The organism is Pseudomonas sp. FP2309, from assembly GCF_030687575.1.
In the GTDB taxonomy this organism is placed as follows: Bacteria; Pseudomonadota; Gammaproteobacteria; order Pseudomonadales; family Pseudomonadaceae; genus Aquipseudomonas.
This window is the reverse complement of the sequence record NZ_CP117439.1, coordinates 2,005,451-2,029,000: the sequence shown is the minus strand read 5'-3', so window position 1 is coordinate 2,029,000 and position 23,550 is coordinate 2,005,451. Positions and strand designations below refer to the sequence as shown.

At 60.5% G+C, this 23,550-nt stretch carries 26 protein-coding genes and 1 pseudogene; 19 read left to right on the top strand and 8 right to left on the bottom strand.

The features are described 5' to 3' along the window. Positions 1-50 precede the first annotated feature (50 nt). Positions 51-320 (bottom strand): hypothetical protein, encoded by a 270-nt coding sequence (locus PSH59_RS09440; protein WP_248083850.1) that lies wholly within the window; start codon positions 318-320, stop codon positions 51-53. Between the two features lie 457 nt (positions 321-777). Here PSH59_RS09440 and PSH59_RS09430 point away from each other — a divergent pair, with 457 nt between their 5' ends. Then, complete coding sequence (locus tag PSH59_RS09430; protein ID WP_305394877.1) at positions 778-1,881, top strand: sigma-54-dependent Fis family transcriptional regulator; 1,104 nt, start codon at positions 778-780, stop codon at positions 1,879-1,881. On the opposite strand, the gene PSH59_RS09425 is transcribed toward PSH59_RS09430, so the two are convergent. Next, the gene (locus PSH59_RS09425; RefSeq protein WP_305394876.1) at positions 1,870-2,235 is read right to left on the bottom strand and encodes an antibiotic biosynthesis monooxygenase; all 366 of its coding nucleotides are present in this window, start codon (positions 2,233-2,235) and stop codon (positions 1,870-1,872) included. The two genes, PSH59_RS09430 and PSH59_RS09425, sit on opposite strands and share 12 nt — an antisense overlap. Before the next feature lie 99 nt (positions 2,236-2,334). Here PSH59_RS09425 and soxR point away from each other — a divergent pair, with 99 nt between their 5' ends. The 10 genes and pseudogenes from soxR (at position 2,335) to PSH59_RS09375 (ending at position 9,304) form a co-directional block, all read left to right on the top strand. Further along, positions 2,335-2,775 (top strand): redox-sensitive transcriptional activator SoxR, encoded by a 441-nt coding sequence (gene soxR / locus PSH59_RS09420; RefSeq protein ID WP_248083853.1) that lies wholly within the window; start codon positions 2,335-2,337, stop codon positions 2,773-2,775. 9 nt (positions 2,776-2,784) lie between these two features. Continuing rightward, positions 2,785-2,937 (top strand): annotated as a pseudogene (locus tag PSH59_RS09415) (VOC family protein); the annotation flags it as partial. 252 nt (positions 2,938-3,189) lie between these two features. Further along, positions 3,190-4,392: a PepSY domain-containing protein gene (locus PSH59_RS09410; RefSeq protein ID WP_305394875.1), complete on the top strand. Its 1,203-nt coding sequence runs from the start codon at positions 3,190-3,192 to the stop codon at positions 4,390-4,392. Beyond that, positions 4,389-4,928, top strand: coding sequence for a thiamine pyrophosphate-binding protein (locus tag PSH59_RS09405; protein WP_305394874.1), 540 nt, complete (start codon positions 4,389-4,391; stop codon positions 4,926-4,928). The genes PSH59_RS09410 and PSH59_RS09405 overlap by 4 nt, the downstream gene beginning before the upstream one ends. Beyond that, positions 4,925-5,254, top strand: a complete 330-nt coding sequence (locus PSH59_RS09400; protein ID WP_248083856.1) for a hypothetical protein — start codon at positions 4,925-4,927, stop codon at positions 5,252-5,254. The genes PSH59_RS09405 and PSH59_RS09400 overlap by 4 nt, the downstream gene beginning before the upstream one ends. Further along, positions 5,251-5,811, top strand: coding sequence for a DUF6162 family protein (locus tag PSH59_RS09395; RefSeq protein ID WP_248083857.1), 561 nt, complete (start codon positions 5,251-5,253; stop codon positions 5,809-5,811). Before PSH59_RS09400 ends, PSH59_RS09395 begins: the two co-directional genes overlap by 4 nt. 19 nt (positions 5,812-5,830) lie before the next feature. Next, the gene (locus tag PSH59_RS09390) at positions 5,831-6,751 is read left to right on the top strand and encodes a metal ABC transporter substrate-binding protein (RefSeq protein WP_305394873.1); all 921 of its coding nucleotides are present in this window, start codon (positions 5,831-5,833) and stop codon (positions 6,749-6,751) included. Then, positions 6,748-7,494, top strand: coding sequence for a metal ABC transporter ATP-binding protein (locus PSH59_RS09385; RefSeq protein ID WP_305394872.1), 747 nt, complete (start codon positions 6,748-6,750; stop codon positions 7,492-7,494). The genes PSH59_RS09390 and PSH59_RS09385 overlap by 4 nt, the downstream gene beginning before the upstream one ends. Continuing rightward, positions 7,491-8,390 (top strand): metal ABC transporter permease, encoded by a 900-nt coding sequence (locus PSH59_RS09380; protein WP_248083860.1) that lies wholly within the window; start codon positions 7,491-7,493, stop codon positions 8,388-8,390. The genes PSH59_RS09385 and PSH59_RS09380 overlap by 4 nt, the downstream gene beginning before the upstream one ends. After that, positions 8,390-9,304 carry a metal ABC transporter solute-binding protein, Zn/Mn family gene (locus PSH59_RS09375; protein WP_248083861.1) on the top strand — a complete coding sequence of 305 codons (915 nt, stop codon included), beginning with the start codon at positions 8,390-8,392 and terminating at the stop codon, positions 9,302-9,304. The genes PSH59_RS09380 and PSH59_RS09375 overlap by 1 nt, the downstream gene beginning before the upstream one ends. Positions 9,305-9,468: 164 nt before the next feature. Here PSH59_RS09375 and PSH59_RS09370 read toward each other — a convergent pair whose 3' ends face one another. Beyond that, positions 9,469-10,182, bottom strand: coding sequence for a UTRA domain-containing protein (locus PSH59_RS09370; protein ID WP_065924533.1), 714 nt, complete (start codon positions 10,180-10,182; stop codon positions 9,469-9,471). 353 nt (positions 10,183-10,535) lie between these two features. Between PSH59_RS09370 and PSH59_RS09365 the strand changes: the two genes are divergently transcribed. From PSH59_RS09365 to PSH59_RS09340, 6 genes are all read left to right on the top strand, one after another. Next, positions 10,536-11,612 carry an ABC transporter substrate-binding protein gene (locus PSH59_RS09365; RefSeq protein WP_248083862.1) on the top strand — a complete coding sequence of 359 codons (1,077 nt, stop codon included), beginning with the start codon at positions 10,536-10,538 and terminating at the stop codon, positions 11,610-11,612. A gap of 191 nt (positions 11,613-11,803) precedes the next feature. Next, positions 11,804-12,610 (top strand): alkaline phosphatase family protein, encoded by an 807-nt coding sequence (locus tag PSH59_RS09360; RefSeq protein ID WP_248083863.1) that lies wholly within the window; start codon positions 11,804-11,806, stop codon positions 12,608-12,610. A 5-nt stretch (positions 12,611-12,615) separates the two neighbouring features. Next, a complete protein-coding gene (locus PSH59_RS09355) occupies positions 12,616-13,452 on the top strand; it encodes an ABC transporter permease subunit (protein ID WP_305395284.1) in 837 nt (278 codons plus the stop codon). Beyond that, positions 13,439-14,239: an ABC transporter permease gene (locus tag PSH59_RS09350; RefSeq protein ID WP_248083864.1), complete on the top strand. Its 801-nt coding sequence runs from the start codon at positions 13,439-13,441 to the stop codon at positions 14,237-14,239. Before PSH59_RS09355 ends, PSH59_RS09350 begins: the two co-directional genes overlap by 14 nt. After that, positions 14,236-15,225: an ABC transporter ATP-binding protein gene (locus PSH59_RS09345; protein WP_305394871.1), complete on the top strand. Its 990-nt coding sequence runs from the start codon at positions 14,236-14,238 to the stop codon at positions 15,223-15,225. Before PSH59_RS09350 ends, PSH59_RS09345 begins: the two co-directional genes overlap by 4 nt. A gap of 29 nt (positions 15,226-15,254) precedes the next feature. Next, the gene (locus PSH59_RS09340) at positions 15,255-15,908 is read left to right on the top strand and encodes an HAD family phosphatase (protein ID WP_248083866.1); all 654 of its coding nucleotides are present in this window, start codon (positions 15,255-15,257) and stop codon (positions 15,906-15,908) included. A 125-nt stretch (positions 15,909-16,033) separates the two neighbouring features. On the opposite strand, the gene PSH59_RS09335 is transcribed toward PSH59_RS09340, so the two are convergent. Continuing rightward, positions 16,034-16,996 (bottom strand): zinc-binding dehydrogenase, encoded by a 963-nt coding sequence (locus PSH59_RS09335; protein ID WP_305394870.1) that lies wholly within the window; start codon positions 16,994-16,996, stop codon positions 16,034-16,036. 138 nt (positions 16,997-17,134) lie between these two features. Between PSH59_RS09335 and PSH59_RS09330 the strand changes: the two genes are divergently transcribed. Continuing rightward, positions 17,135-19,216: a carboxy terminal-processing peptidase gene (locus PSH59_RS09330; RefSeq protein ID WP_248083868.1), complete on the top strand. Its 2,082-nt coding sequence runs from the start codon at positions 17,135-17,137 to the stop codon at positions 19,214-19,216. A 118-nt stretch (positions 19,217-19,334) separates the two neighbouring features. After that, positions 19,335-21,104, top strand: coding sequence for a bifunctional diguanylate cyclase/phosphodiesterase (locus PSH59_RS09325; RefSeq protein ID WP_305394869.1), 1,770 nt, complete (start codon positions 19,335-19,337; stop codon positions 21,102-21,104). On the opposite strand, the gene PSH59_RS09320 is transcribed toward PSH59_RS09325, so the two are convergent. From PSH59_RS09320 to PSH59_RS09305, 4 genes are all read right to left on the bottom strand, one after another. After that, on the bottom strand, positions 21,101-21,472 hold the full coding sequence (locus PSH59_RS09320; protein WP_005786715.1) for a hypothetical protein: 372 nt from the start codon (positions 21,470-21,472) through the stop codon (positions 21,101-21,103). The two genes, PSH59_RS09325 and PSH59_RS09320, sit on opposite strands and share 4 nt — an antisense overlap. Continuing rightward, positions 21,469-21,807 carry a multiprotein-bridging factor 1 family protein gene (locus PSH59_RS09315; protein WP_305394868.1) on the bottom strand — a complete coding sequence of 113 codons (339 nt, stop codon included), beginning with the start codon at positions 21,805-21,807 and terminating at the stop codon, positions 21,469-21,471. The genes PSH59_RS09320 and PSH59_RS09315 overlap by 4 nt, the downstream gene beginning before the upstream one ends. Positions 21,808-21,902: 95 nt before the next feature. Continuing rightward, the gene (locus PSH59_RS09310) at positions 21,903-22,358 is read right to left on the bottom strand and encodes a YkvA family protein (RefSeq protein WP_305394867.1); all 456 of its coding nucleotides are present in this window, start codon (positions 22,356-22,358) and stop codon (positions 21,903-21,905) included. Positions 22,359-22,678: 320 nt separating this feature from the next. Then, positions 22,679-23,410: an FKBP-type peptidyl-prolyl cis-trans isomerase gene (locus tag PSH59_RS09305; RefSeq protein WP_003172938.1), complete on the bottom strand. Its 732-nt coding sequence runs from the start codon at positions 23,408-23,410 to the stop codon at positions 22,679-22,681. Positions 23,411-23,550: the final 140 nt, after the last annotated feature.

The window sequence follows — 23,550 nt, the reverse complement described above, 5'->3', positions numbered from 1 at the left end:
CCCGAGGTTCCTTAAGGGAAGCCTCGGGCTTTTTGTTATTGAGCGCGGGATCAACTGGGACGACCATGCAACGTCACGCTACGTTCAGCATTCATTTCGCCCTGACGATCAAAGCCGAAAGGCTTCTGTGGCTGACCGTTCAGTGCGGCGCGCTGCTGTTGATATTCATCAAACGACAACCCACGGCGGCTCAGCGCTTCCAGCGCCAGTTGCTTGGTTTCTTCGGCCGTGTACGGACGCGACTCAGGTGAGGGGTGGGTCGCACACCCCGCGAGTAGAGAGCTGACAAGCAATAAGCTAACAACGAAAAATCGGTTCATGACGGCGGCCCTGCGAAAGAGAGGAGGAGTCGATGAACACAGGCTACGCCCGGCCTTGCTCAGTGAAAAATCACCGTCCGTGATAGTCGCTATCAACCGCTGCGAGCGCCTCCATAGCGCCCATTTATATTTCTTTAAGATCTATAAATATTCAAATACATTCATTTACGGAATAACCGTAACCTTCTATATATGACCCCACGGCAAGCCACCACTGCTGCGCAGGCAACAGGCATTCAACAAATCAACAGCCAGATAACGGCATTTTCAGCGTTGGACCTGCAGCACAAGCGGCTGACAGCAGCAGTTACCACGCCGCGTTGATTCTTACCGGGCACTCGTACGAAGACTCTTCGGTAATCGCCTGGGCTCCAGTGCCAACGATCGAGCGCCTGCGCGATTTATTAGCGGCCAGGTCCTGTCGACTGCAACGTTCTACTCATAAAAAGAGGTGCCCATGCAGCTTTTAACCTTACCGCCCTCGCCCGCCCTCGCGACCTCTATTCGCGCCACGGCACAGGTCTTCGAAGACCCCAAATCCCAGGCGTTGCTCGACCATATCCAGCAAGTGGCACCCAGCGAAGCCAGCGTGCTGATCATCGGCGAGACCGGCACGGGCAAAGAGCTGGTGGCGCGCCATATTCACAACCTCAGCGCGCGGCGCAACCGGCCGTTTGTGGCGGTGAACTGCGGAGCGTTTTCCGAATCTCTGGTAGAAGCCGAACTGTTCGGCCATGAAAAAGGCGCGTTTACCGGTGCGCTCAGCGCCAAGGCCGGCTGGTTCGAAGAGGCGGACGGTGGGACGCTGTTCCTGGATGAGATCGGCGATTTGCCGATGGCCATTCAGGTCAAACTGCTGCGTGTATTGCAGGAGCGCGAAGTGGTGCGCCTGGGATCGCGCAAGAGCATTCCAATAGACGTGCGCGTAGTGGCCGCGACCAACGTGCAACTGGAAAAAGCCATTAACGCGGGGCATTTCCGCGAAGACCTGTATTACCGCCTCGACGTGGTCAGCCTGGAACTCAGCCCGCTGCGCGACCGCCCCGGCGATATCCTGCCGCTGACCCGTCACTTTATCGAAGCCTACAGCAGGCGACTGGGCTACGGCCCGATCACCCTCAGCCGCGAGGCCGAACACAAGCTCAAGAGCTACAGCTGGCCGGGCAATATCCGCGAACTGGAAAACGTGATTCACCACACCCTGCTGATCTGCCGTAACGGCGTGATCGAACGGGACGACTTACGCCTGTCAAACCTGCGCATCGAGCGTCAGGACGACAGCCAACACGGCAGCGACAACAGCGCCGAAGCTTTGCTCGAACGCGCATTTCAAAAGCTCTTCGAAGAACAGGCCGGCGCCCTGCATGAAAAGGTCGAAGACGCCTTGCTGCGCGCGGGCTATCGCTTCAGCCACTACAACCAGGTGCATACCGCCAACCTGCTGGGCCTGAGCCGCAATGTCACGCGCACCCGCCTGATCAAGATCGGCGAGCTGGCGGTGAACAAGCGCCGCCCCGGGGAAACGGTGCAAGGTGAACGGATGCTGCACCTATCCATATAAGCGACAGTGCAACGCGTTGTCTTGGCTGCGCTCGAAACTGCGCAGCACATGGAACGAGCCAAAGGTCACGGCCGTGGCCTGATGGGCGCGGATCAGCGTCCAGAAATCCTCACCTGCGCGCTCAAAGCGCCTGAACGCCGCCTCTCCATCCGCACGGGATTGCCATTGCAAATAATTGAGGACCCGGCGCCCGTCGTCGCTGACCTGCACGCTGGCACTCAAGAACCCTCGCTGATCCTGGGCCAGGCGCTCGCTCTGGGTGGACAAGGCCGCTACCAGGGCGAACTGTTGCAGGGGCTCGATATGAAATTCGATAAGTTGAGTGAAGCCGAGACTCTTCTCTGATACCTGCATGAATACTCCCCTTTCTGTGTAGGCAGAATCTTGCGATTCGATGCCACGCAGGGTAAAACCTCTAGTTAAGTCAAGGTCAAGCGCTTAATCGGAGTTTTCATGGTTACCAAGGAGCTCACCGTCGGCCAATTGGCGGCTCGTAGTGGCGTGGCGGTCACCGCCCTGCACTTTTACGAAACCAAGGGCCTGATCGCCAGCCGGCGCAACGCCGGTAATCAGCGGCGCTACCCACGGGATGTGTTGCGCCGCGTGGTGGTGATCAAGATCGCTCAGCGCCTGGGCATTCCGTTGGCAACCATAGGCGAGGCGCTGCAGACACTGCCCGATGGCCGCACGCCCACCGCCAAAGACTGGGAGCGTCTGTCGGCGTCGTGGCGCGAAGATTTGGACGAGCGCATCAGCAAACTATTGCTGCTACGGGACAAGCTCAATGGCTGCATTGGCTGCGGCTGTTTGTCGTTGGAGGCCTGTCCGCTGCGCAATCAGGACGATCAATTGGGTGAACGCGGGCCGGGCGCGCAATTGCTGGAGCCCAGCTAAGTCTTCTTGTCGATCGCCGAACCTGAGGACCAGTTTTACGGCGACCGTTCCGGCACGCTGAAGGACCCGTTCGGCCACGTGTGGTTCATTGCAACCCACAAAGAAGACCTGTCTGAAGACAACATACGCCGCCACGCGGCGCAGATGTTCCAGCAAGGCTGATGGATAGGAGCGAGCTTGCTCGCTCCTGCCCCTGATGAGCGCCGGTTCCAGACTTCCCTTGCCTCCTTTCGCGCCTGATCCACGCGCAAAAACCCACTGCCTCCAAACTTGAAACATTTTCTTTCATATCAAGCTTAAGGGTTTTTGATTCTCATCCGTCTTAACTTAGATACAGCCAGTCGCGTCAGCAAAAGCTACGACCGGCCTTTTTTGGGCCTCTATCGCCCTCCTCCGATCAAGACCCTCATTCACATGTCGAAGAAGTCGCGCTCCAAACTCTGGTTTCTCATACATAGCTGGCTGGCTTTACCCATCTGGTTCTTTGTACTGATCGTCTGCGTCACCGGCACCCTGGCCGTGGTCAGCCAGGAAATCGTCTGGCTGGCCAACCCGGACATCCGCGCAAGCAAGCCGTCGGATGACGCGCAACCCCTGAGCTACGACCAAGTGGTCAGCGCCATCAAGCGTGCCGAGCCCCAGGTAATCGTCCAATCGCTCAGCCGTCCGGATGAATCGCACTTCGCCCTCAGCGTCGACCTCAGCTACCCCGACGGACGCTCGGTTGAGGTCTACGTCAGCCCCTATACCGGCGCGATCCAGGGCATCAGCCCGTCGTTCGACTTCCGTCAATTCACCCGCGCGCTGCACGGTTGGTGGCTGGTGCCCTTCACCAATGGCTACAGCTGGGGCTGGTATCTGGTATCGCTGCTCGGCCTGCCGCTGCTGGCCTCGCTGATCACCGGGCTTGTGGTCTACAAGCGTTTCTGGAAAGGCTTTTTCAAACCAACCCTGCGTTTTCGCCACGGCGCGCGGATCTTTTGGGGTGATTTCCACCGCCTCAGCGGTATCTGGTCGATCTGGTTTATCGCGGTCATTTCCATCACCGGTATCTGGTTCCTGATCGAGGCGATCCTGTCCGACAACCAGATTTCAATTTCCAGCGAACCCATCGTCCCGGTAATCGCCCGCGACAAAGTACCGGCCTCGGCACCGGGCGTGCCGGCGCCCATGATTCCCCTGGACGAAGCCATCAAGATTGCAACCCAGCGCATCCCCGGGCTGGAGGCGAGTTTCGTGCGCCTGCCCTTCAATGCCTACAGCCACCTGCAGATCGGCGGCCGCGGCTGGTACCCACTGATGTACCAGACTGCCCAACTCAACCCCTATAGCGGCGAAATCGCGGTCTCGCACCTGCTGTCCGACCGTACCGCCCTGGAGTTCGTCACCGAATCCATGCGCCCGTTGCACACCGGTGACTTCGGAGGCATTTGGATCAAGCTGATCTGGGCGTTCTTTGGCCTGGTGCTGAGCATGATGGTACTGAGCGGCCTGCTGATCTGGACCAAGCGCACGGCCCTGGCCACCGTCAATGCCCTCAAGCGCAGTGAAAAAGCGCCCCGCCAACCTCAGGCCATCGCCGCCATGCAGGCTGAAACCTCGGAGGCTAACCCATGAAAAAGGTCGCTACCACCGCACCGCCGACGCCGTTGAGGGCCTTTTGGCTGAAATGGCGCTTTCATATCAATGTTCTGCTGTTACTCGTGCCCCTGGGCTTTATGCCCAAGTACTTCGCCGACGCCGCGCTGTTTCGCGGTGACACGGGCATCGGCGAACGAGTGGCGGGGGACGTGCAGGTTGGCCCCTGGAGCCTGACCCTCGCTGAGTTCCGCAATGAAGGCCCGCGCCCCGACCCGGCAGGCCCCATGAAGTTCTTTAATGCCGCCCTGTGCGCCACCTGTGCCGACCAGGTCAAAGCCACTTACCTGCGTATCGGTAAACCGCGCAGCCTGCGGGCTGCGGGAGTGATCTTCTTCGGCACGCCGTACCGCATGGGCGCCGCTCTGCCCGTGCCTGAGCGAACGCCCGCCGACGCCGAACTGTGGGTCACCATGGAAGGCTGGGACGGCACGATGCACCAGGGTTCCATCCCGCTGAGCCAGGCCTCGCCTGCCACTGTTGCCTGGCTGAACAAGCAAGGAGTCAAACCATGACGTTCAAGCGCCTTACCCGTGGCTGCGCCGCACTGTTAATCAGTGCCGGTTTGAGCAGCGTCGCGCTGGCACACAACCCCATGTGCGAATGCAAAGAAATCCCCGGCGAGCAGATCCAGTGCAAGGGAGGCTTCTCCGATGGCAGTGGCGCGCCCGGCGTGACCCTGGATGTGATCGGCTACGACGAAACCATCCTGGTACCCGGCAAGCTCGGCCAGGATTCGACCCTGACCTTCAAAAAACCGTCCGCCGAGTTCTACGTGCTGTTTGATGCGGGCCCTGGCCATGTGGTGGAAATCGACCAAGCGGATATCCAGCCCCAATGAGTACGACTCAGGTTGTACGCCCCGCCGGTGCCGGTCACGAAACCCTTTACGTCCTGCTGCTGTGTCTGATCATCCTCGCGGTGGCTGGCACCGTGGTCGCGCTGCACGGTGAATCCCAGGAAATAACCGCAGTACCCAGCCACCAGCTGGACGCGCGCCGCGACCTGAGCGCCAGCGAACAAGGCATCTACGCCGACCTGCGCGTGACGCTGGACGAGATCCACTTGCTCCAGCAGGAGCAAAGCGCCTTGCCAACCCCTGAGCAACTGGCCGAAGAAGGCTTCGCGCCATTCGCTCAGGATGCCAGCTCGGTCAGCCGTGGCGACCATCACTGGCAATTGCTCACGCCCTCGGCGTACCTGGGATTGAGTCAGGCGCCCGCGACCAGCGGTTCACTGCTGATGCGCGTGCACGGCACCGAGCCGGATATCTGGCTCAACCGCGGCAAAGACCTGGCCGCCCCCACTGACCTCACTGACCAGGCGCTGATCGCAGCCGGCTGGCGGCAGGTGGTCGCGCAATTCGACGCCGGCGTCACCCGCCAGCACCGTCACTGAACGAGAAGACCGATTGCCCATGTCCATTTCATCTCCCCTGTTACGCCTGCTGCTGGTTGGTCTGTTCAGCCTGATGCTCGCCCCGCTGGCACACGCCGAGGCGGCCAAACGCCTGCGTATCGGTATCACCCTGCATCCTTATTACAGCTACGTGGCCAATATCGTCGGCGACAAGGCCGATGTGGTGCCGTTGATTCCGGCCGGTTTCAACCCCCACGCCTACGAGCCGCGCGCCGAAGACATCAAGCGTATCGGCACCCTGGACGTGATCGTGCTCAATGGCGTCGGCCATGACGACTTCGCCGACAGGATGATCGCCACCAGCGAGCGCCCGGACATTGCCGTAATCGAAGCCAACGCCAACGTGCCGCTGCTGGCCGCCACCGGCAATGCCGCACGCGGTGCGGGCAAGGTGGTCAACCCCCACACCTTCCTGTCCATCAGCGCCTCGATTGCCCAGGTCAACAACATCGCCCGCGAACTGGGCAAGCTCGATCCGGACAATGCCAAGACCTATACCGCAAACGCCCGCGCCTACGGCAAACGCCTGCGCCAGATGCGCGCCGAGGCTTTGGCCAAACTCACCCGCGCGCCCAACCCGGACCTGCGTGTCGCCACGGTGCATGCGGCCTACGACTACCTGCTGCGTGAGTTCGGCCTGGAAGTGACCGCCGTGGTCGAACCCGCCCACGGTATCGAGCCCAGCCCCAGCCAACTGAAGAAAACCATCGACGAACTGCGCGCGCTGGATGTGAAGGTGATCTTTTCGGAGATGGACTTCCCCTCCACCTACGTCGACACCATCCAGCGTGAATCGGGGGTCAAGCTGTACCCGCTGTCGCATATTTCCTACGGTGAATACAGCGCTGAGAAGTACGAAGTGGAAATGACCGGCAACCTCAACACCGTGGTCCGGGCGATTCAGGAGTCGGGCGCATGACCGCGGCCGAGCAACTGAAGGTCGCCAGCGTCGGCCCCACCCTTGATTTCGACAACGTGTCCCTGACGTTGGGCCGCACCGTGATCCTCGACAGCGTGGCGTTCCAGGTACAGCCGGGTAGCATCCATGCCCTGGTCGGCCCCAATGGTGGCGGCAAAAGCTCGTTGATCAAGACCCTGCTCGGGCAAACCCCGCACCAGGGCCGCTTGCGCCTGGTCTGGCCGAGCACGCCCGGCACCATCGGCTATGTGCCACAGGCGCTGGAGTTCGACCGCGGCTTGCCGATGACCGTCGACGATTTCATGGCCGCCATGTGCCAACGGCGTCAGGCGTTCCTGGGGTTGTCCAAGCATTACGCCGCCGCGATTGGCGATGCGCTGGAGCGCGTCGGCATGCAGGACAAACGCAAGCGGCGCATGGGCGCGCTGTCGGGCGGTGAGCGTCAGCGCGTATTACTGGCCCAGGGCCTGATACCCGCGCCGCAGTTGCTGGTGCTGGACGAGCCGATGTCGGCCCTCGATGAAGCGGGAACCCAGGTCTTCGAGCGCCTGCTCAACGACTGGCGCCTGGCTGGCATCACCGTGCTGTGGATCGAACACGACCTCGAAGCCGTCGGCCGCCTGGCTGACCGTGTCACCGGCCTTAACCGCCGCGTGCTGTTCGACGCCAGCGCAAAAGAGGCGTTGACCCCGGACCGCCTGCTGACCCTGTTCTCCACCCACCCTCGGAGCTCGGCGCAATGAGTTATGAAGCGTTTCGCTTAATGGTCCAGGGCTGGGCCTCGTCCGGCTACCTGCCCGAGGCGCTGGCCTATGGGTTTGTGGTCAACGCCCTGCTCGCCGGCCTGCTGATCGGCCCGGTACTGGGGGGGCTGGGCACTCTGGTGGTGGTCAAGCGCTTTGCGTTTTTCTCCGAAGCGGTCGGCCATGCCGCATTGACCGGCGTAGCCGTGGGCATCCTGCTCGGCGAACCCTACACCGGGCCCTACGGCAGCCTGTTCGGTTACTGCCTGTTGTTCGGCATTCTGCTCAACTACCTGCGCAACCGCACAGGCCTGGCGCCGGATACCTTGATCGGCGTGTTCCTGTCGGTCTCCCTGGCGCTGGGTGCGAGCCTGCTGCTGATCCTGGCGGGCAAGATCAACGTGCACATTCTCGAAAACGTGCTGTTCGGCTCGGTGTTGACGGTCAACGGCAACGACTTGCTGGTGCTGGCGATTGTCGGCTCACTGGTCATGGCCCTGGCGCTGCCACTGTACAACCGCATCATGCTCGCCAGTTTCAACCCGCAACTGGCAGCGGTGCGTGGGGTGGCGGTGAAGACCCTGGACTACCTGTTCGTGATTCTGGTGACACTGATCACCGTGGCGGCAGTCAAGGTCATCGGCGCGATTCTGGTGGGCGCCTTGCTGGTGATTCCCGCCGCCGCCGCGCGCCTGTTAAGCCAGTCGCTCAAAGGCTTCTTCTGGGTCTCGGTGGGGATCGCCACCGTCAGCACCCTGTGCGGGATCCTGCTGCCGATCATCTTTGACCTGCCCATCCCCTCCGGTGCCGCGATCATTCTGATGGCCGGTATCGCTTTCGCCCTTGCCGCCATCGCCCGCGGCACCGTGCCCAGCCTTAAAGGGAACCTAGGATAATGCGCTCTGTTCTTCGGCCTCTGGCCCTGGCCATCGCCTGCTTGATCACCCCACCGCTGATGGCCGCCGAGCCCGCCAAACCGGGCGCTCACGCCACCAACCCCGTCAAAGTTCTGGCTTCGCTGCCGATCACTTTTGGCCTCGCCGAGGCGCTGCTTAAAGGCACCGATGTACACCTGGAGCGCGCGGCGCCGGCCAATCTGCCGGGCTCACGCCAGGTCTCTTACTTCACCGGCCGTGGCGCCCCGGCACTGAGTGCGCTGGCCCAGGACGCCGACGCCGCGATCGGCCTGCGCTCGCTGTGGGCAGATGACCCGCTGTACCCGGTGGCACGGCGCAGCAACATCCGTATCGTCGAAGTCGATGCCGCGCGGCCTGTGGATGGCGGCTTGCCGGGGATCGCCTTACAACCGGGCGTCAGCGACGGCTTGAACAGCCAGCCCTGGCAATCAAGCAACAACCTGGGGCGCATGGCCGATGTGTTGGCTGCCGACCTGAGCCGCCTGGCGCCGGGTGCCAAGGCCAGGATCGACGCCAACCTGGCCGCGCTCAAACAGCGCCTGCTCAGGCTCAACGCTGACAGCGAGGCTCGGCTGGCCGAGGCGGACAACCTGAGTGTGGTCAGTTTGAGCGATCACTTCGGGTATCTGATCAGCAGCCTGAACCTGGAACAGGTCAGCACCGACGCACGGCCCGATGCCGATTGGACGCCTGAGGCGTTGCAGGCATTCAGTGCCCAATTGAAGGACAACGACGTGGCCGTGGTGCTGCACCATCGTCAGCCGAGTGAGGCGGTGAAAGCCGCCATCACGGCAGGTGGCTCGAAGTTGCTGGTGTTGAACGTCGACGGCGCCGACCCGGTGACAGAGTTGGAAACCAATGTGGACCAAGTGATCAAAACCCTCATGCCCTAGCCGCTCCGGCCTCCTGTAGTGAGCAGGCTTGCCCTGCGCTGGGTCGCGAAGCGGCCCCAGTACTCAGGAGTGCGGTACGTCAGAAACTGCGCGGCGTCTGGTTTTGGGGCTGCTTCGCAGCCCGGCGCAGGGCAAGCCTGCTCACTACAGAAGCCCGCGGGTGGTTAGACGACATCCACACCGACGTGGATAGCATCATGCCGCCAAAACTCCAGATCGCAGTCGATCAACCGCTGGTGCTGGTCATAGTTGACCCGGGCAATACGCAAACCCGGGCTGCCCACCGACACGCGCAACGCGGCGGCAGCTTCCACCGGCAGTGACGTCGGCACAATCTCGAAACGCACCCGCCCGTAATGCAGGTCGTACTTGCGTGCATACAACTCAGTCATCGACTGATTCAGGTCACACTCCAGAATCCCCGGAAAATACTGCGGGTTCAGGTAGTGCTCCACATACAACACCAGTCGCCCATCAATCCGCCGGCCCCGGCAAATCTGGATCACGCGGGACAGCGCCGGCAGTTGCAGCCACGCGCACACCGCCGCCGAGGCCGGTTGCAACCGTGCGCTGATCACTTCGGTGGAGGCCACACGCCCCTGGTCATTGACCATCGCGTGAAAGTGGCTGCGTTGCATCAGGTTATAAGCCAGCCGCGGCGGCGAAACGAACCAGCCTCGGCGTTCCTCACGGTAGATCTGCCCTTGGGCTTCCAGTTGTAACAAGGCTTCCCGCACGGTTATTCGAGTGGTACCAAACAACTCGCTGAGCTTGCGCTCGGCGGGCAACTTGCTGGCGGGCGGCAACAGGCCGTGGTCGATCTGCTCTTGCAGCGCCAGGCCGATGGATGTAACCGCCTTGATTGCCTCATCACGCATCAACGTTACCTATCTGGACTAGACCAGCACCGTTCAGGTGCATAAACCGCTCGGCAATTGGGCGCTGGCGACTGCGTGCAAGCGTAGGCATTGCAGATGACCGACAGATGACAGCGCGTCTGAACCGGCTGCCGCAAGTCTTGCAATACATCGGCCAAGTCCAGGGCCTGCGGGCATTTGAGCATGGTCTACGCTCAATCTGCGCAGGCCGACGTCAGCGCAAAAAAAACCACATCGACATGAAACTGTCATGCATCGAGCCTAGATTGGCTCAGGTATTGCTCTGACCTAGACCAACACCACCGCAAACGTTCATAAAAACGCCGCGTTGAAAACGCCCAAAGGAGCTTCGGATGAAACAGCTTTTCCTGGCATCACTGTTAGGCTCGACCATTGCCATGTGCACCGCCGCCATGGCCGCTGATACCGATCTAAAAACTCTGGAAGCCGCCGCGAAAGCGGAAGGTGCCGTCAACAGCGTCGGCATGCCCGATGACTGGGCCAACTGGAAAGGCACGTGGGAAGACCTGGCCAAGACCTATGGTCTCAAGCACATCGACACCGACATGAGCTCGGCCCAGGAAATCGCCAAGTTCAAAGCCGAAAAAGACAACGCCAGTGCCGACATCGGCGACGTCGGTGCCGCCTTCGGCCCGATCGCGGTCAAGCAGGACGTGACCCAACCCTACAAACCCTCTACCTGGGCTTCGATCCCGGATTGGGCAAAAGACAAAGACGGTCACTGGGCCCTGGCCTACACCGGCACCATCGCGTTTATCGTCAACAAAAAGCTGCTGCACGGTTCCGAAGTCCCCACCAGTTGGGCAGACCTGCAAACCGGCAAATACAAGGTGTCGGTGGGTGACGTGAGCACCGCAGCCCAGGCCTCCAACGCCGTGCTGGCCGCTGCCATCGCCAATAAAGGCGACGAAAAGAACATCGCCCCAGGCCTGCAGTTTTTCACCAAGATCGCTCAGCAAGGCCGACTCGGCCTGTCCAACCCGACCATCGCCACCATGGAAAAGGGCGAAGTGGAAGTGGGTATCGTCTGGGACTTCAACGGCCTGAGCTACAAAGCCAAGATGGCCAACCCGGATGACTACGTGGTGCTGATCCCTTCGGACGGCTCGGTAAAATCCGGCTATACCACCATCATCAACAAGTACGCCAAGCACCCGAACGCCGCCAAGCTGACCCGCGAATACATCTTCAGCGATGCTGGCCAACTCAACCTGGCCAAGGGCAACGCGCGTCCGATCCGTGCCGAGACCGACCTGAAACTGCCCGCCGAGATCGCCAAGAACCTGATCCCGGGCGAGCAGTACACCAAGGCCAATCCGCAGCCGATCAAAGATGCCGCAGCCTGGGAAGCCACCTCCAAAAAGCTGCCTCAGTTGTGGAACGAGCAGGTCATCGTAGAGATGAAGTAAGGGTTTAATCCCCCATTGGAGCTCCGGTGGAGATCCAATGGGGGAGCGGGCCTGGCTCGCGAATGCGTACGTTCAGTCAACTGACTTTGCCGTCTGAAACACCGCATTCGCGAGCCGGCCCGTTCCCACTTTTTTGACACCGTTCCTCCAGAGGAATCGAGCCAAGTCAATCGTTGCGGAGCGTCGCCCCCATGAAGTACCCAGTCATCCTTGTCGTGCTCGACGGCCTGAACTTCGAGGTTGCGAAGCACGCCATGGGGCACTTGCAGGCCTATGTCGGCGCAGGACGCGCAGCCCTCTACAAACTGGAATGTGAACTGCCCTCGCTGTCCCGCCCATTGTATGAATGCATCCTTACCGGCGTGCCTCCGATCAAAAGCGGCATCGTGCATAACCAGGTTTCGCGCCTGTCCAACCAGCGCAGCATTTTCCACTACGCGTGCGATGCAGGCCTGACCACGGCCGCGGCGGCTTACCACTGGGTGAGCGAGTTGTATAACCGCACGCCCTTTCTCGCCGCCCGCGATCGTCATACCGACGACAAGACGCTGGCAATCCAACACGGGCATTTCTACTGGAATGACCACTACCCGGACTCCCACCTGTTTGCCGACGCCGAGAGCCTTCGGCTCAAGCACGCGCCAGACTTTTTGGTGGTGCACCCGATGAACATTGACGACGCCGGCCACAAGCACGGCCTCGATACCGCCCAGTACCGCAACAGCGCGCGCTCGGCCGACATCCTCCTCGCCGACTACCTGCAAGGCTGGCTCGATGCTGGCTATCAAGTGTTGGTGACCGCCGACCACGGCATGAACAATGACCGCTCCCACAACGGCCTGCTGCCCGAAGAACGGGAAGTACCGTTGTTCGTGCTCGGCGCTGCGTTCAGCCTGGATGCCAACGCCGCGCCCAAACAGACCGACCTGTGCGGCACCGTGTGTGAACTGTTGGGCGTGCCTCACGACAAACCTGTGTGCCGGGAGCTATTGAAGTGAATGCCATGACTCGCGGCAAATGGCTGGCCCTGCTGTGCCTGGTGCCCTTCGCGTTGTTTTTTATCGTGTTCGAAATCGCCCCGCTGGTGTGGGTGCTGGTCAACAGCCTGCAAACCGAAGAGGCGGGCTGGGGCGTGGAAAATTTCATGCGCATCTTCAGCTCCAGGTTCTACCTGCAAGCGATCCAATTCAGCCTGGAGATCAGCTTTTACTCGAGCATCTTCGGCATCATCATCGCCACCCTGGGCAGTTATTCGCTGCGCCGCGTGGACGGACCGCTGCGCAACTTCGTGACCGCCTTCGCCAACATGACCAGCAACTTCGCCGGCGTGCCGCTGGCCTTTGCGTTCATCATTTTGCTGGGGTTCAACGGCAGCATCACCATCATGCTCAAGCAGGCGGGGATCATTCAGGACTTCAACCTGTACTCCAAAACCGGCCTGATCATCCTCTACACCTACTTCCAGATTCCGTTGGGCGTTCTGCTGCTGTACCCGGCCTTCGATGCCTTGCGCGAAGACTGGCGTGAGTCGGCGGCACTGCTCGGCGCGAACGGCTGGCAGTTCTGGCGACATATCGGCCTGCCGGTACTGACGCCGGCGCTGCTGGGCACCTTCGTGATCCTGCTGGCCAACGCCCTGGGCGCCTACGCCACTGTCTACGCGCTGACCACCGGCAACTTCAACGTGCTGCCGATCCGCATCGCGGGACTGGTCTCCGGTGATGTGTCGCTGGACCCGAACATGGCCAGTGCGCTGGCCGTGGTGCTGGTGGCGCTGATGACCGTGGTGACGGTGGTCCATCAACTGCTGCTCAAGAGGAGCTACCATGTCTCGCGCTGAAGCCGGTTCGGCCTCCCTCTACCACCGCGTGGTGGTGTACATGCTGTTTGCGATCCTGGTGTTGCCGCTGGTGGGCACCTTCGTCTACTCCATCGCCAGCAGTTGGTCGGCGACCATTCTGCCGGCCGGCTTCACGGTCAAGTGGTATGTACAGCTGTGGAGCGACCCGCGCTTTCTAATGGCCTTCGGTCAATCGTTGCTGGTGTGCGTGGGCGCGCTGATCCTGTCGGTGGTGCTGATCCTGCCGCTGCTGTTCGTGGTGCATTACCACTTCCCCAGGCTCGACGCGCTGATGAACATCCTGATCCTGCTGCCGTTCGCTGTACCGCCGGTGGTGTCATCGGTGGGCCTGTTGCAACTGTATGGTTCCGGGCCGCTGGCGATGGTCGGGACGCCGTGGATCCTGATCGGTTGCTACTTCACCGTGGCGCTGCCATTCATGTACCGAGCCATCACCAACAACCTGCAAGCCATCAACCTGCGCGACCTGATGGACGCCTCGCAACTGCTGGGCGCCAGCACCTGGCAAGCGGCGATCTTCGTCGTGCTGCCCAACTTGCGCAAAGGCTTGATGGTGGCGCTGCTGCTGTCGTTCTCATTCCTGTTCGGTGAGTTCGTGTTTGCCAACATTCTGGTAGGCACCCGCTACGAGACCCTGCAGGTGTACCTCAACAACATGCGCAACAGCAGCGGCCACTTCACCAGTGCCGTGGTCATTTCCTATTTCTTCTTTGTGCTGGTGCTGACCTGGGCCGCCAATATCTTGAACAAGGACAAAAGCCAATGAGCTTCGTCAGCGTCCAACATCTGCAAAAGGGCTACGCCGGCACACCGGTGTTCAGTGACATCAACTGCGAAATCGCCAAGGGCGAGTTCGTCACCCTCCTCGGCCCCTCCGGTTGTGGCAAGTCGACCTTGCTGCGCTGCATCGCCGGGCTGACCTCGGTGGACAGCGGGAAAATTCTGCTGGATGGTCAGGACATCGTTCCCCTGAGCCCACAGAAGCGCAACATCGGCATGGTGTTTCAGAGCTATGCGCTGTTCCCCAATATGACGGTGGAACAGAACGTCGCCTTCGGCCTGCGCATGCAAAAGGTCAACGCCGACGACAGCCACGAACGTGTGCAGCAAGTGCTGCAACTGGTGGAGCTCAAAGACCTGGCCGCGCGTTACCCGCACCAGATGTCCGGCGGCCAGTGCCAACGCGTGGCCCTGGCCCGCTCCCTGGTCACGCGCCCGCGCCTGTTGCTGCTGGATGAACCGCTGTCGGCCCTGGACGCGCGCATTCGCAAGCATCTGCGCGAACAGATCCGCCAGATTCAACGCGAGCTGGGCCTGACCACGATTTTCGTGACCCATGATCAGGAAGAAGCGCTGACCATGTCCGACCGCATCTTCCTGATGAATCAGGGCAAGATCGTACAAAGCGGCGATGCCGAAACGCTCTACACCGCGCCGATTGACGTATTTGCCGCCGGCTTCATCGGCAACTACAACCTGCTGGATGCCGACAAAGCCAGCCAACTGCTGCAACGCCCGATCAGCGGGCGCATCGCCATTCGGCCGGAAGCCATCGAGCTGAGCCGCAGTGGCGAACTGGACGCGCTGGTCCGCAGCCACAGCCTGCTGGGTAACGTGATCCGCTATCGCATTGAAACCCGCGGGGTGGAATTGGTGGTGGACGTGCTCAACCGCTCGGCCGACGACCTGCACCCGGACGGCCAGCGCCTGGCACTTTCCATCGACCCCAGTGCGCTGTGTGAAGTAGCCTGATGCAACGATTGACTAAGAGAGCGTAACGGATGGCATTGGTAATTTTTGATCTGGACGACACCCTGATCCACGGCGACTGCGCGACCCTGTGGAGCGAGCAGATGGGCCGTCTGGGCTGGGTCGACCCGGAATCGTTCATGCGCACCAACAACGAGCTGATGGATGCCTACAGCCAGGGCAAGCTTCGCATGGAAGACTTCATGGACTTCAGCCTGGAGCCGATGATCGGCCGCACACCGGAGGAGATCGAGCACCTGGTGGAGCCGTGGGTGGAGGACGTGATTGAGCCGCTGATCTACAGCGATGCCACTAAAACCATCGCTCGCCACCGTGCAAACGGTGACCGGATTCTGGTGATTTCGGCCTCGGGCACTCACCTGGTGAAGCCGATTGCCGCACGCATCGGTATCGATGAAGTGCTGGGGATCGAGTTGGACGTGGGCCATGGCGTTTACAGCGGCAAAACAGCCGGTGTGCTCACCTATCGTGAAGGCAAGATCACCCGCTTGCTGGAGTGGCTGGCGCAGGAAGGTGAGACGCTTGAGGGCGCGTATTTCTACTCGGACTCACGGAATGACCTGCCGCTGCTGCAGAAAGTGGATCACCCGCAGGTGGTAAACCCGGACCCGGTATTGCGCGAACACGCCGAAAAGACTGGTTGGCCGATCCACCACTGGGCCTGACTCAGCCGGATTCAAATGTGGGGCTTGCTCGCGAATGCGGTGTCTGTGTGAAGAATGTTTCATCTGACTCATTGCATTCGCGAGCAAGCCCGCACAATTTGATTTGATTCCACTTCAAAACTGGGTCAGGTGAGGCTTTCGTCAATCACCAAAACCAACTTCCCTGAAATCTGATTGGTCGCCAGCTCGGCAAACGCTGGCTCGGCGTCCTTGATCGCGAAGGTCCTGGCCAACTGCGGGCTCAGGCGCCCCTCGGCAAACAAGGGCCAGACTTGCTGGCGCAGGTCGCAGAGCAGGTCCGCCTTGAACTGATCACTACGGCTGCGCAGGGTCGAGCCCAACAACTGAATACGCTTGCCCAGCACCTGGGCCAAGTCCAACTGCGCCTCGCGACCGCCCATCAACCCAATCAGCACCCAACGTCCATCCAACGCCAGCAGCTTGAGGTCCAGCGCCGCATAGTCGCCACCCACAGGGTCGAGAATCACGTCGAACGGCCCAAAGTCGCGCAGCCCTTCGATACCATCAGTTCGTACCACGCCGCCCTGGGCGCCCAAGTCTTCGCAATACGCCAGGCGTTCTGCCGAGCCGACAGTGACCCAGCACGGGCTGCCAAATGCCTTGCACAGCTGGATAGCGGCCGAGCCCACACCACTGGCGCCGGCATGCAACAACACCTTCTCACCCGGCTTGACGCCCGCCAGTTGAAACAGATTGAGCCACGCCGTGCTGTATACCTCAGGCAATGCCGCCGCCTCGACCAGCGACACGCCTTCGGGGACCGGCAGCACGTGCCGCGCATCCACCACCACTTCTTCGGCCATGCCGCCACCCGCCAGCAGTGCGCAGACGCGATCCCCGACCTGCCAGGACACGCCCGCGCCCACTTCGCTGATCACCCCGGAACACTCCAGGCCCAGCACATGGCTCGCACCAGGCGGTGGCGGATAGAGCCCCGCACGCTGCAATAAATCGGCGCGGTTGAGGCCCGCTGCCGCCACCCGGATGCGAACTTGGCCCACATCACATGTAGGACTTGGTTCTTCCAACCACTCCACATGACCTTCAACGCCTTGCAATGCTTTCACAGTGCCTCCATAGTGAGTCCGGACTGAGCCCGTAGCAGTAGCGCCGGGCTTTTTGCATTATGCGACCGGCCCCTATGGAACCGGCAACTTCAAAGACGGCCTAATATGCGTTATCAATTGCCCCCGCGTCGAATCAGCATGAAGCATCTGTTCCCCAGCACCGCCCTCGCTTTTTTCATTGGTCTCGGCTTCGCGTCGATGTCGACCAATACGTTCGCAGCCAACAGCTGGGACAACCTTCAGCCTGACCGCGATGAGGTGATTGCCAGCCTCAACGTCGTTGAGTTGCTCAAGCGCCACCACTACAGTAAGCCGCCGCTGGACGACGCCCGTTCGGTGATCATCTACGACAGCTACCTCAAGCTGCTGGACCCCTCGCGCAGCTATTTCCTGGCCAGCGATATCGCTGAGTTCGACAAGTGGAAGACCCAGTTCGACGACTTCCTCAAAAGCGGCGACCTGCAGCCTGGCTTCACCATCTACAAGCGTTACCTGGATCGCGTCAAAGCGCGGCTGGACTTCGCTCTGGCTGAGCTGGACAAAGGTGTCGACAAACTCGACTTCACCCAGAAGGAAACCCTTCTGGTGGACCGCAAGGACGCCCCTTGGCTGACCAGCACCGCCGCCCTCGACGACCTGTGGCGCAAACGCGTCAAGGACGAAGTGCTGCGCCTGAAGATCGCCGGCAAAGAGCCCAAGGCCATCCAGGAACTGTTGACCAAGCGCTACAAGAATCAACTGGCACGTCTGGACCAGACTCGTGCCGAAGATATCTTCCAGGCCTACATCAACACCTTCGCGATGTCCTACGATCCGCATACCAATTATCTGTCGCCGGATAACGCGGAAAATTTCGATATCAACATGAGTCTGTCGTTGGAAGGCATCGGTGCCGTCCTGCAAAGCGACAATGACCAGGTCAAGATCGTGCGCCTGGTGCCGGCAGGTCCGGCCGACAAGACCAAACAGGTCGCGCCGGCCGACAAGATCATCGGCGTGGCCCAGGGCGACAAAGAGATGGTTGATGTGGTCGGCTGGCGCCTGGACGAAGTGGTCAAGCTGATCCGCGGACCAAAAGGCAGTGTGGTGCGCCTGGAAGTGATTCCGCACACCAATGCGCCGAACGATCAGACCAGCAAGATCGTGTCGATCACCCGTGAAGCGGTGAAGCTCGAAGACCAGGCCGTGCAGAAGAAAGTCCTCAACCTCAAGCAGGATGGCAAGGACTACAAGCTGGGAGTGATTGAGATCCCGGCCTTCTACCTGGACTTCAAGGCTTTCCGTGCGGGCGATCCGGACTACAAGTCCACCACCCGCGACGTGAAAAAAATCCTGACCGAGCTGCAGAAGGAAAAAGTCGACGGCGTGGTCATCGACCTGCGCAACAACGGCGGCGGTTCCCTGCAGGAAGCCACCGAGCTGACCAGCCTGTTTATCGACAAAGGCCCGACCGTGTTGGTACGCAACGCTGACGGCCGTGTCGATGTGCTTGAGGATGAGAACCCAGGTGCCTTCTACAAAGGCCCGATGGCGTTGCTGGTCAACCGCCTCTCGGCCTCGGCATCGGAGATCTTCGCCGGTGCGATGCAGGACTATCACCGTGCGCTGATCATCGGCGGCCAGACCTTCGGCAAAGGCACCGTGCAGACCATTCAGCCGTTGAACCATGGCGAGCTCAAGCTGACGCTGGCCAAGTTCTACCGGGTTTCCGGGCAGAGCACCCAGCATCAGGGCGTACTGCCGGACATCGATTTCCCGTCGATCATCGACACTAAGGAAATCGGCGAAAGCGCCCTGCCGGAAGCCATGCCATGGGACACCATCCGCCCTGCGATCAAGCCGGCGTCGGATCCGTTCAAGCCATTCCTGGCGCAGTTGAAGGCTGACCACGATACCCGCTCCGCCAAGGACGCCGAGTTCGTGTTTATCCGCGACAAGCTGGCCCTGGCCAAGAAGCTGATGGAAGAAAAAACCGTCAGCCTCAACGAAGTGGACCGCCGCAAGCAGCACACCGACATCGAGAACAAGCAACTGGTGCTGGAGAACATCCGCCGCAAGGCCAAGGGTGAAGATCCGCTCAAGGAGCTGAAAAAAGAAGATGAAGATGCGCTGCCAACCGAGGCCGATAAAACCAAGCCGGAAGATGACGCGTACCTGGCCGAGACAGGCCGGATCCTGCTGGACTACCTCAAAGTCACCAAACAGGTCGCCAAGCAGTAGGTGATGGCAATTTAATGTGAGCGCTCCGCGGAGCGTCATCATACAGTCATCATTCTGTCGTGAAATAAAGGATCGCAGGCGCAACGCCTGCGGTCCTTTTTTTTCGATCGAGATCGCCATGACCATGACCGAACAGCTGAATGCACTGGGCTCTATCCTGGCTCAAGGCAGCTTGCACAGCCTGTTCCAACCGATCATCAGCCTGTCCGAACGACGCATTATTGGCTACGAAGCCCTTAGCCGTGGCCCGTCCAACAGTCCGCTGCACTCTCCGGTCGCCCTGTTCGCCGTGGCTAATCAGGCCGGGCGTCTGAGCGAATTGGAGATGGCCTGTCGCAAAAGTGCCTGTCGGCGCTTCAGCGACCAGAAGTTACCCGGCAAGCTGTTCCTGAATATCTCGCCGGAATCCCTGATGGAAACGGCGCACCAACCGGGGCGCACCCTGCAACTGCTGCGCGACTTCGGCATACCGCCGAGCCAGGTCGTGATCGAACTCACCGAACAAACCCCCACCGACGATTTCGACCTGCTGCAAACCGCCCTGCATCACTACCGCAACATGGGTTTTTCGATCGCCCTTGATGACCTCGGTGCCGGCTATTCCAGCCTGCGCTTATGGTCGGAGTTGCGCCCGGATTACGTGAAAATCGACCGGCACTTTATCGACGGCATTCATCAGGACGCACTCAAGCGTGAGTTTGTCGGCTCGATCCTGCAAATCGCCAAAGCGTCACGTGCTCAAGTGATTGCCGAAGGCATCGAATTGCCCGAGGAACTCGCGGTGTTGACCGAAATGGGCGTGGACCTGGTCCAGGGTTACCTGCTCTGTCGTCCGCAGGAGCATCCACCGCAGGAAGCACGCCAGATGCTGCCCAAGCCGGAGCAAACCAACGCGGCCCTCAACGATGAAGGCAGCGACCTAAGCGCCCTGCTCAACGAGCAACCGGCGGTGGACCAGGACACGGCCACCGCACAAGTGCTTGAGGCATTCCGCCGTCAGGCCAACCTCAACTCCCTCGCGGTATTGGATGGTCGCGGCCAGCCGGTGGGCATCGTCCATCGGCATTCGCTGTCAGACGCGCTGCTCAAACCGTTTGCCACCGACCTGTTCGCGCGTAAGCCCATCAGTCGCCTGATGAGCACCGACTTTCTGGCGGTGGAGCTGAGTCAATCGCTGCAACAGGTCAGCCGCCTGCTCACCAGCCGCGCGCGGCAACGTATCGAAGAAGATTTCATCATCACCCTCAATGGCGATTACCTGGGCCTGGGCCGGGTGATCGACGTACTCAAGCTGATCACCGAGCTGAAAATCCAACAGGCGCGCTATGCCAACCCGTTGACCCTGTTGCCCGGCAATGTGCCGATTCAACAATGCCTGACGCGACTGCTGCAGCAACAACGCGAGTCGGTGATCTGCTACGTGGATATCGACAGCTTCAAGCCGTTCAACGACATTTACGGCTACGGGCGCGGGGATGAGGTGTTGCTGTGTCTGGCGCAATGCCTGAATGACCGGGTAGACCCCAGCCGCGACTTCGTGGGGCATATCGGCGGCGATGATTTTTTGCTGGTGCTCGGGCCACAGGACTGGCGCAAACGGCTCAATCAGCTGCTGGACGACTTCCACACCCAGTGCCGACGCTTCTATCGCGCCGAACACGTTGAAGCTGGCTGTTTTGTGGCGCTGAACCGTCAGGGCCTGCGTCAAGAGTTCGCGCTGCTGTCGCTATCGATCGGGGTGGTGCACTTATATCCACAGGCCTGTGGACAACTCGATGCCAGCCAATTGGCGGAATTGGCGTCGCAGGCCAAGCATCATGCAAAGAATGTGGCCGGTTACAGCATCCATGTGATCAACAGCATGGACGCGCTGACCCAGGCGCTTTAAGCCTCGGCGGATTCGGGATACTCATATTCGAACACCCGCACCACTTCCGAGGCGTGCCAGGAGGCGGCCGCCACGCCATCGGACGGCCCACTGAAGCGGCCCAGGCGCTCCACGCATTCAAAGAACCCGGTACGCGGCAGGCGGCTGGCGCCCTGGCTGATCACCAGAGAGCTGCGCAACGGCTGCTCGGCCTTGGCGTCCAGTGCCGCCAGATGCTCCAAGGCCGCGGCCAGGGTTTGCATCGCCGGTGTAGGAAATTGCAGACGCTCCAGCAATGCACGGTACGTCAGCAGATGGCGCTGGCGGCGCGCCTGGTCCAGTTCGTTGAGTAAGCCATCCCAGTGTTGACGGCTGATACGTAGGCTCAAGATTCATCCCTCCAACCTGCAATGCCCAATTCCCAGGCCAGACTACGGCGGATCGCGGCATCCGGCTGACGTTCACCACTTTCGATCAATCCGAGATACGAAGGGCTGATGCCCACGGTGCGGGCCAGAGCCTCGATGGCCAGGCCCTTGGTCTCACGCAAGCTGCGCAGGTCTGACAGCGGGCGCAGGTCCTGGGTGGGTGCGGCGTGGGTGGCAGGAGAAGGAGTGTGGGCCGGCGACCGCTGACCGGCAGCTTTAAGCAGCGCCTGGTACTGGTCCCATGGCAACACCGCGTATTCGGGTTCGCCATTGCGTGAAATGATCTGAATATCCATGACTGCCCCGTAGGATAACTGCTCTTACTAAGTAAGCTCTTTCCTTAGGAGTGTAATCCTAACAGTCACAAAGGTCGCAGGGGATAGGCGCAATGTCAGTTTTTTTGCGGGTTTTCCTTGGCCAGCAAGGCTGGGGTCGCAGGCAGGCGCTCAACGACCGCGAGCTTTTCCGGGCGCTGGGCGTCACGCCACGCGCGAAACGCGCTCAGTTCGCCCGCCAGGGCCTTCATGACCCATGCCAGCACGGCGATGTCATCGAGCATGCCAAACATGGGGATAAAGTCCGGGATTGCATCAATCGGGCTCAGGAAGTACATCAATCCCGCCACTACCGAGATCAGCGCCTTGGGACTGATCGCCCGATACTCGCCGCGCCAGTAGGCCAGACACAACGCTTGCAGCAACTTCAGATCATCCTTGAGCGTACCCAGGCGATTGCCCTGGCTCGCGCCTTTGGCGGCCACTGCAAACAACAGCGTCGGCAGGCGCCCATGGCCCAGCAAGCGCGCGGCCAGCGGCAGGAAACGGGTGAAATTGAAGGGTGGTTTCATCTGTCACTCCAGTTCCATCAAACAGAAAGGTTATCCACACAAATTGTGGATAACCTTGTGAACAGAGCCTGTTTTACCGGCTGAGAGCCACGGATTACAAGGCTTGCGGTTAGATCGGGCGTTTTTTGCGCACATCAAAAAAACCCAAGATTTCATTGACTTGGCGCTTGTGTACGGCTAGCCCTGCTCGCGTCTTATATCAGACTGTTACAGGTGACGGACGTTCGTTTGGATTACGCCGCCATCGCAAAGGGCCAGGGTTAAACGCCCAGAAACGACAACGCCCCGTCGAGACGGGGCGTTGTGTTTTCAAGCGCCGATTACTTCTTGGCGGCAGGTGCAGCAGGAGCGTCAGCCTTGGCTGGGTCCTTGATGGCCAGCAGTTCCAGGTCGAACACCAGCACGGAGTTGGCTGGAATCGCCGGGCTCGGGCTCTGGGCGCCGTAGGCCAGGTCGGACGGGATGTACAGCTCAACCTTCTCGCCAACGTGCATCAGTTGCAGACCTTCGACCCAACCTGGAATCACGCCGCTGACCGGCAGGTCAATCGGGCTGCCGCGATCCACAGAGCTGTCGAAGGTGGTGCCGTTGGTGAGCTTGCCGGTGTAGTGAACAGTCACCACATCAGTCGGCTTGGGCTGTGCGCCGTCGGCCTTCTTGATGATCTTGTACTGCAGGCCGGAAGCGGTGGTGACTACGCCGTCTTTCTTGGCATTGTCTTCGAGGAATTTCTTGCCGGCGGCCGCCGACTCTTCGCTCATCTTGGTCATGCGTTCTTCAGCACGTTTTTGCAGTGCGGCAAACGCTTCAACCAGTTCGTCGTCTTTGAGCTTCTGCTCTTTCTTGCCGACGGCATCTTCGATGCCTTGGGCTACTGCTTTGGAATCCAGGTCATCCATGCCTTCCTGAGCAAGGCTTTTGCCCATGTTCAGGCCGATGCCGTAGGAAGCTTTTTGCGCCGGGGTTTTCAGCTCTACGCTGGTCTGCGAATCACAACCCGCAAGTACCAGGCTAACCAGGGCCACCGCCGCCGCCAACCGATGCTGTTTCATGCTATTTCCTTGTTCATGCGCCAATAGGGCATTCGAATAAAGTCGCGAGCTTATCAGGCGGCCACGACCAATGGCTACCGGCATGTGAGCAGGAAACTTCCGATAAGTTCACGTGTTTAAAAGCATTTTCATCCATGATG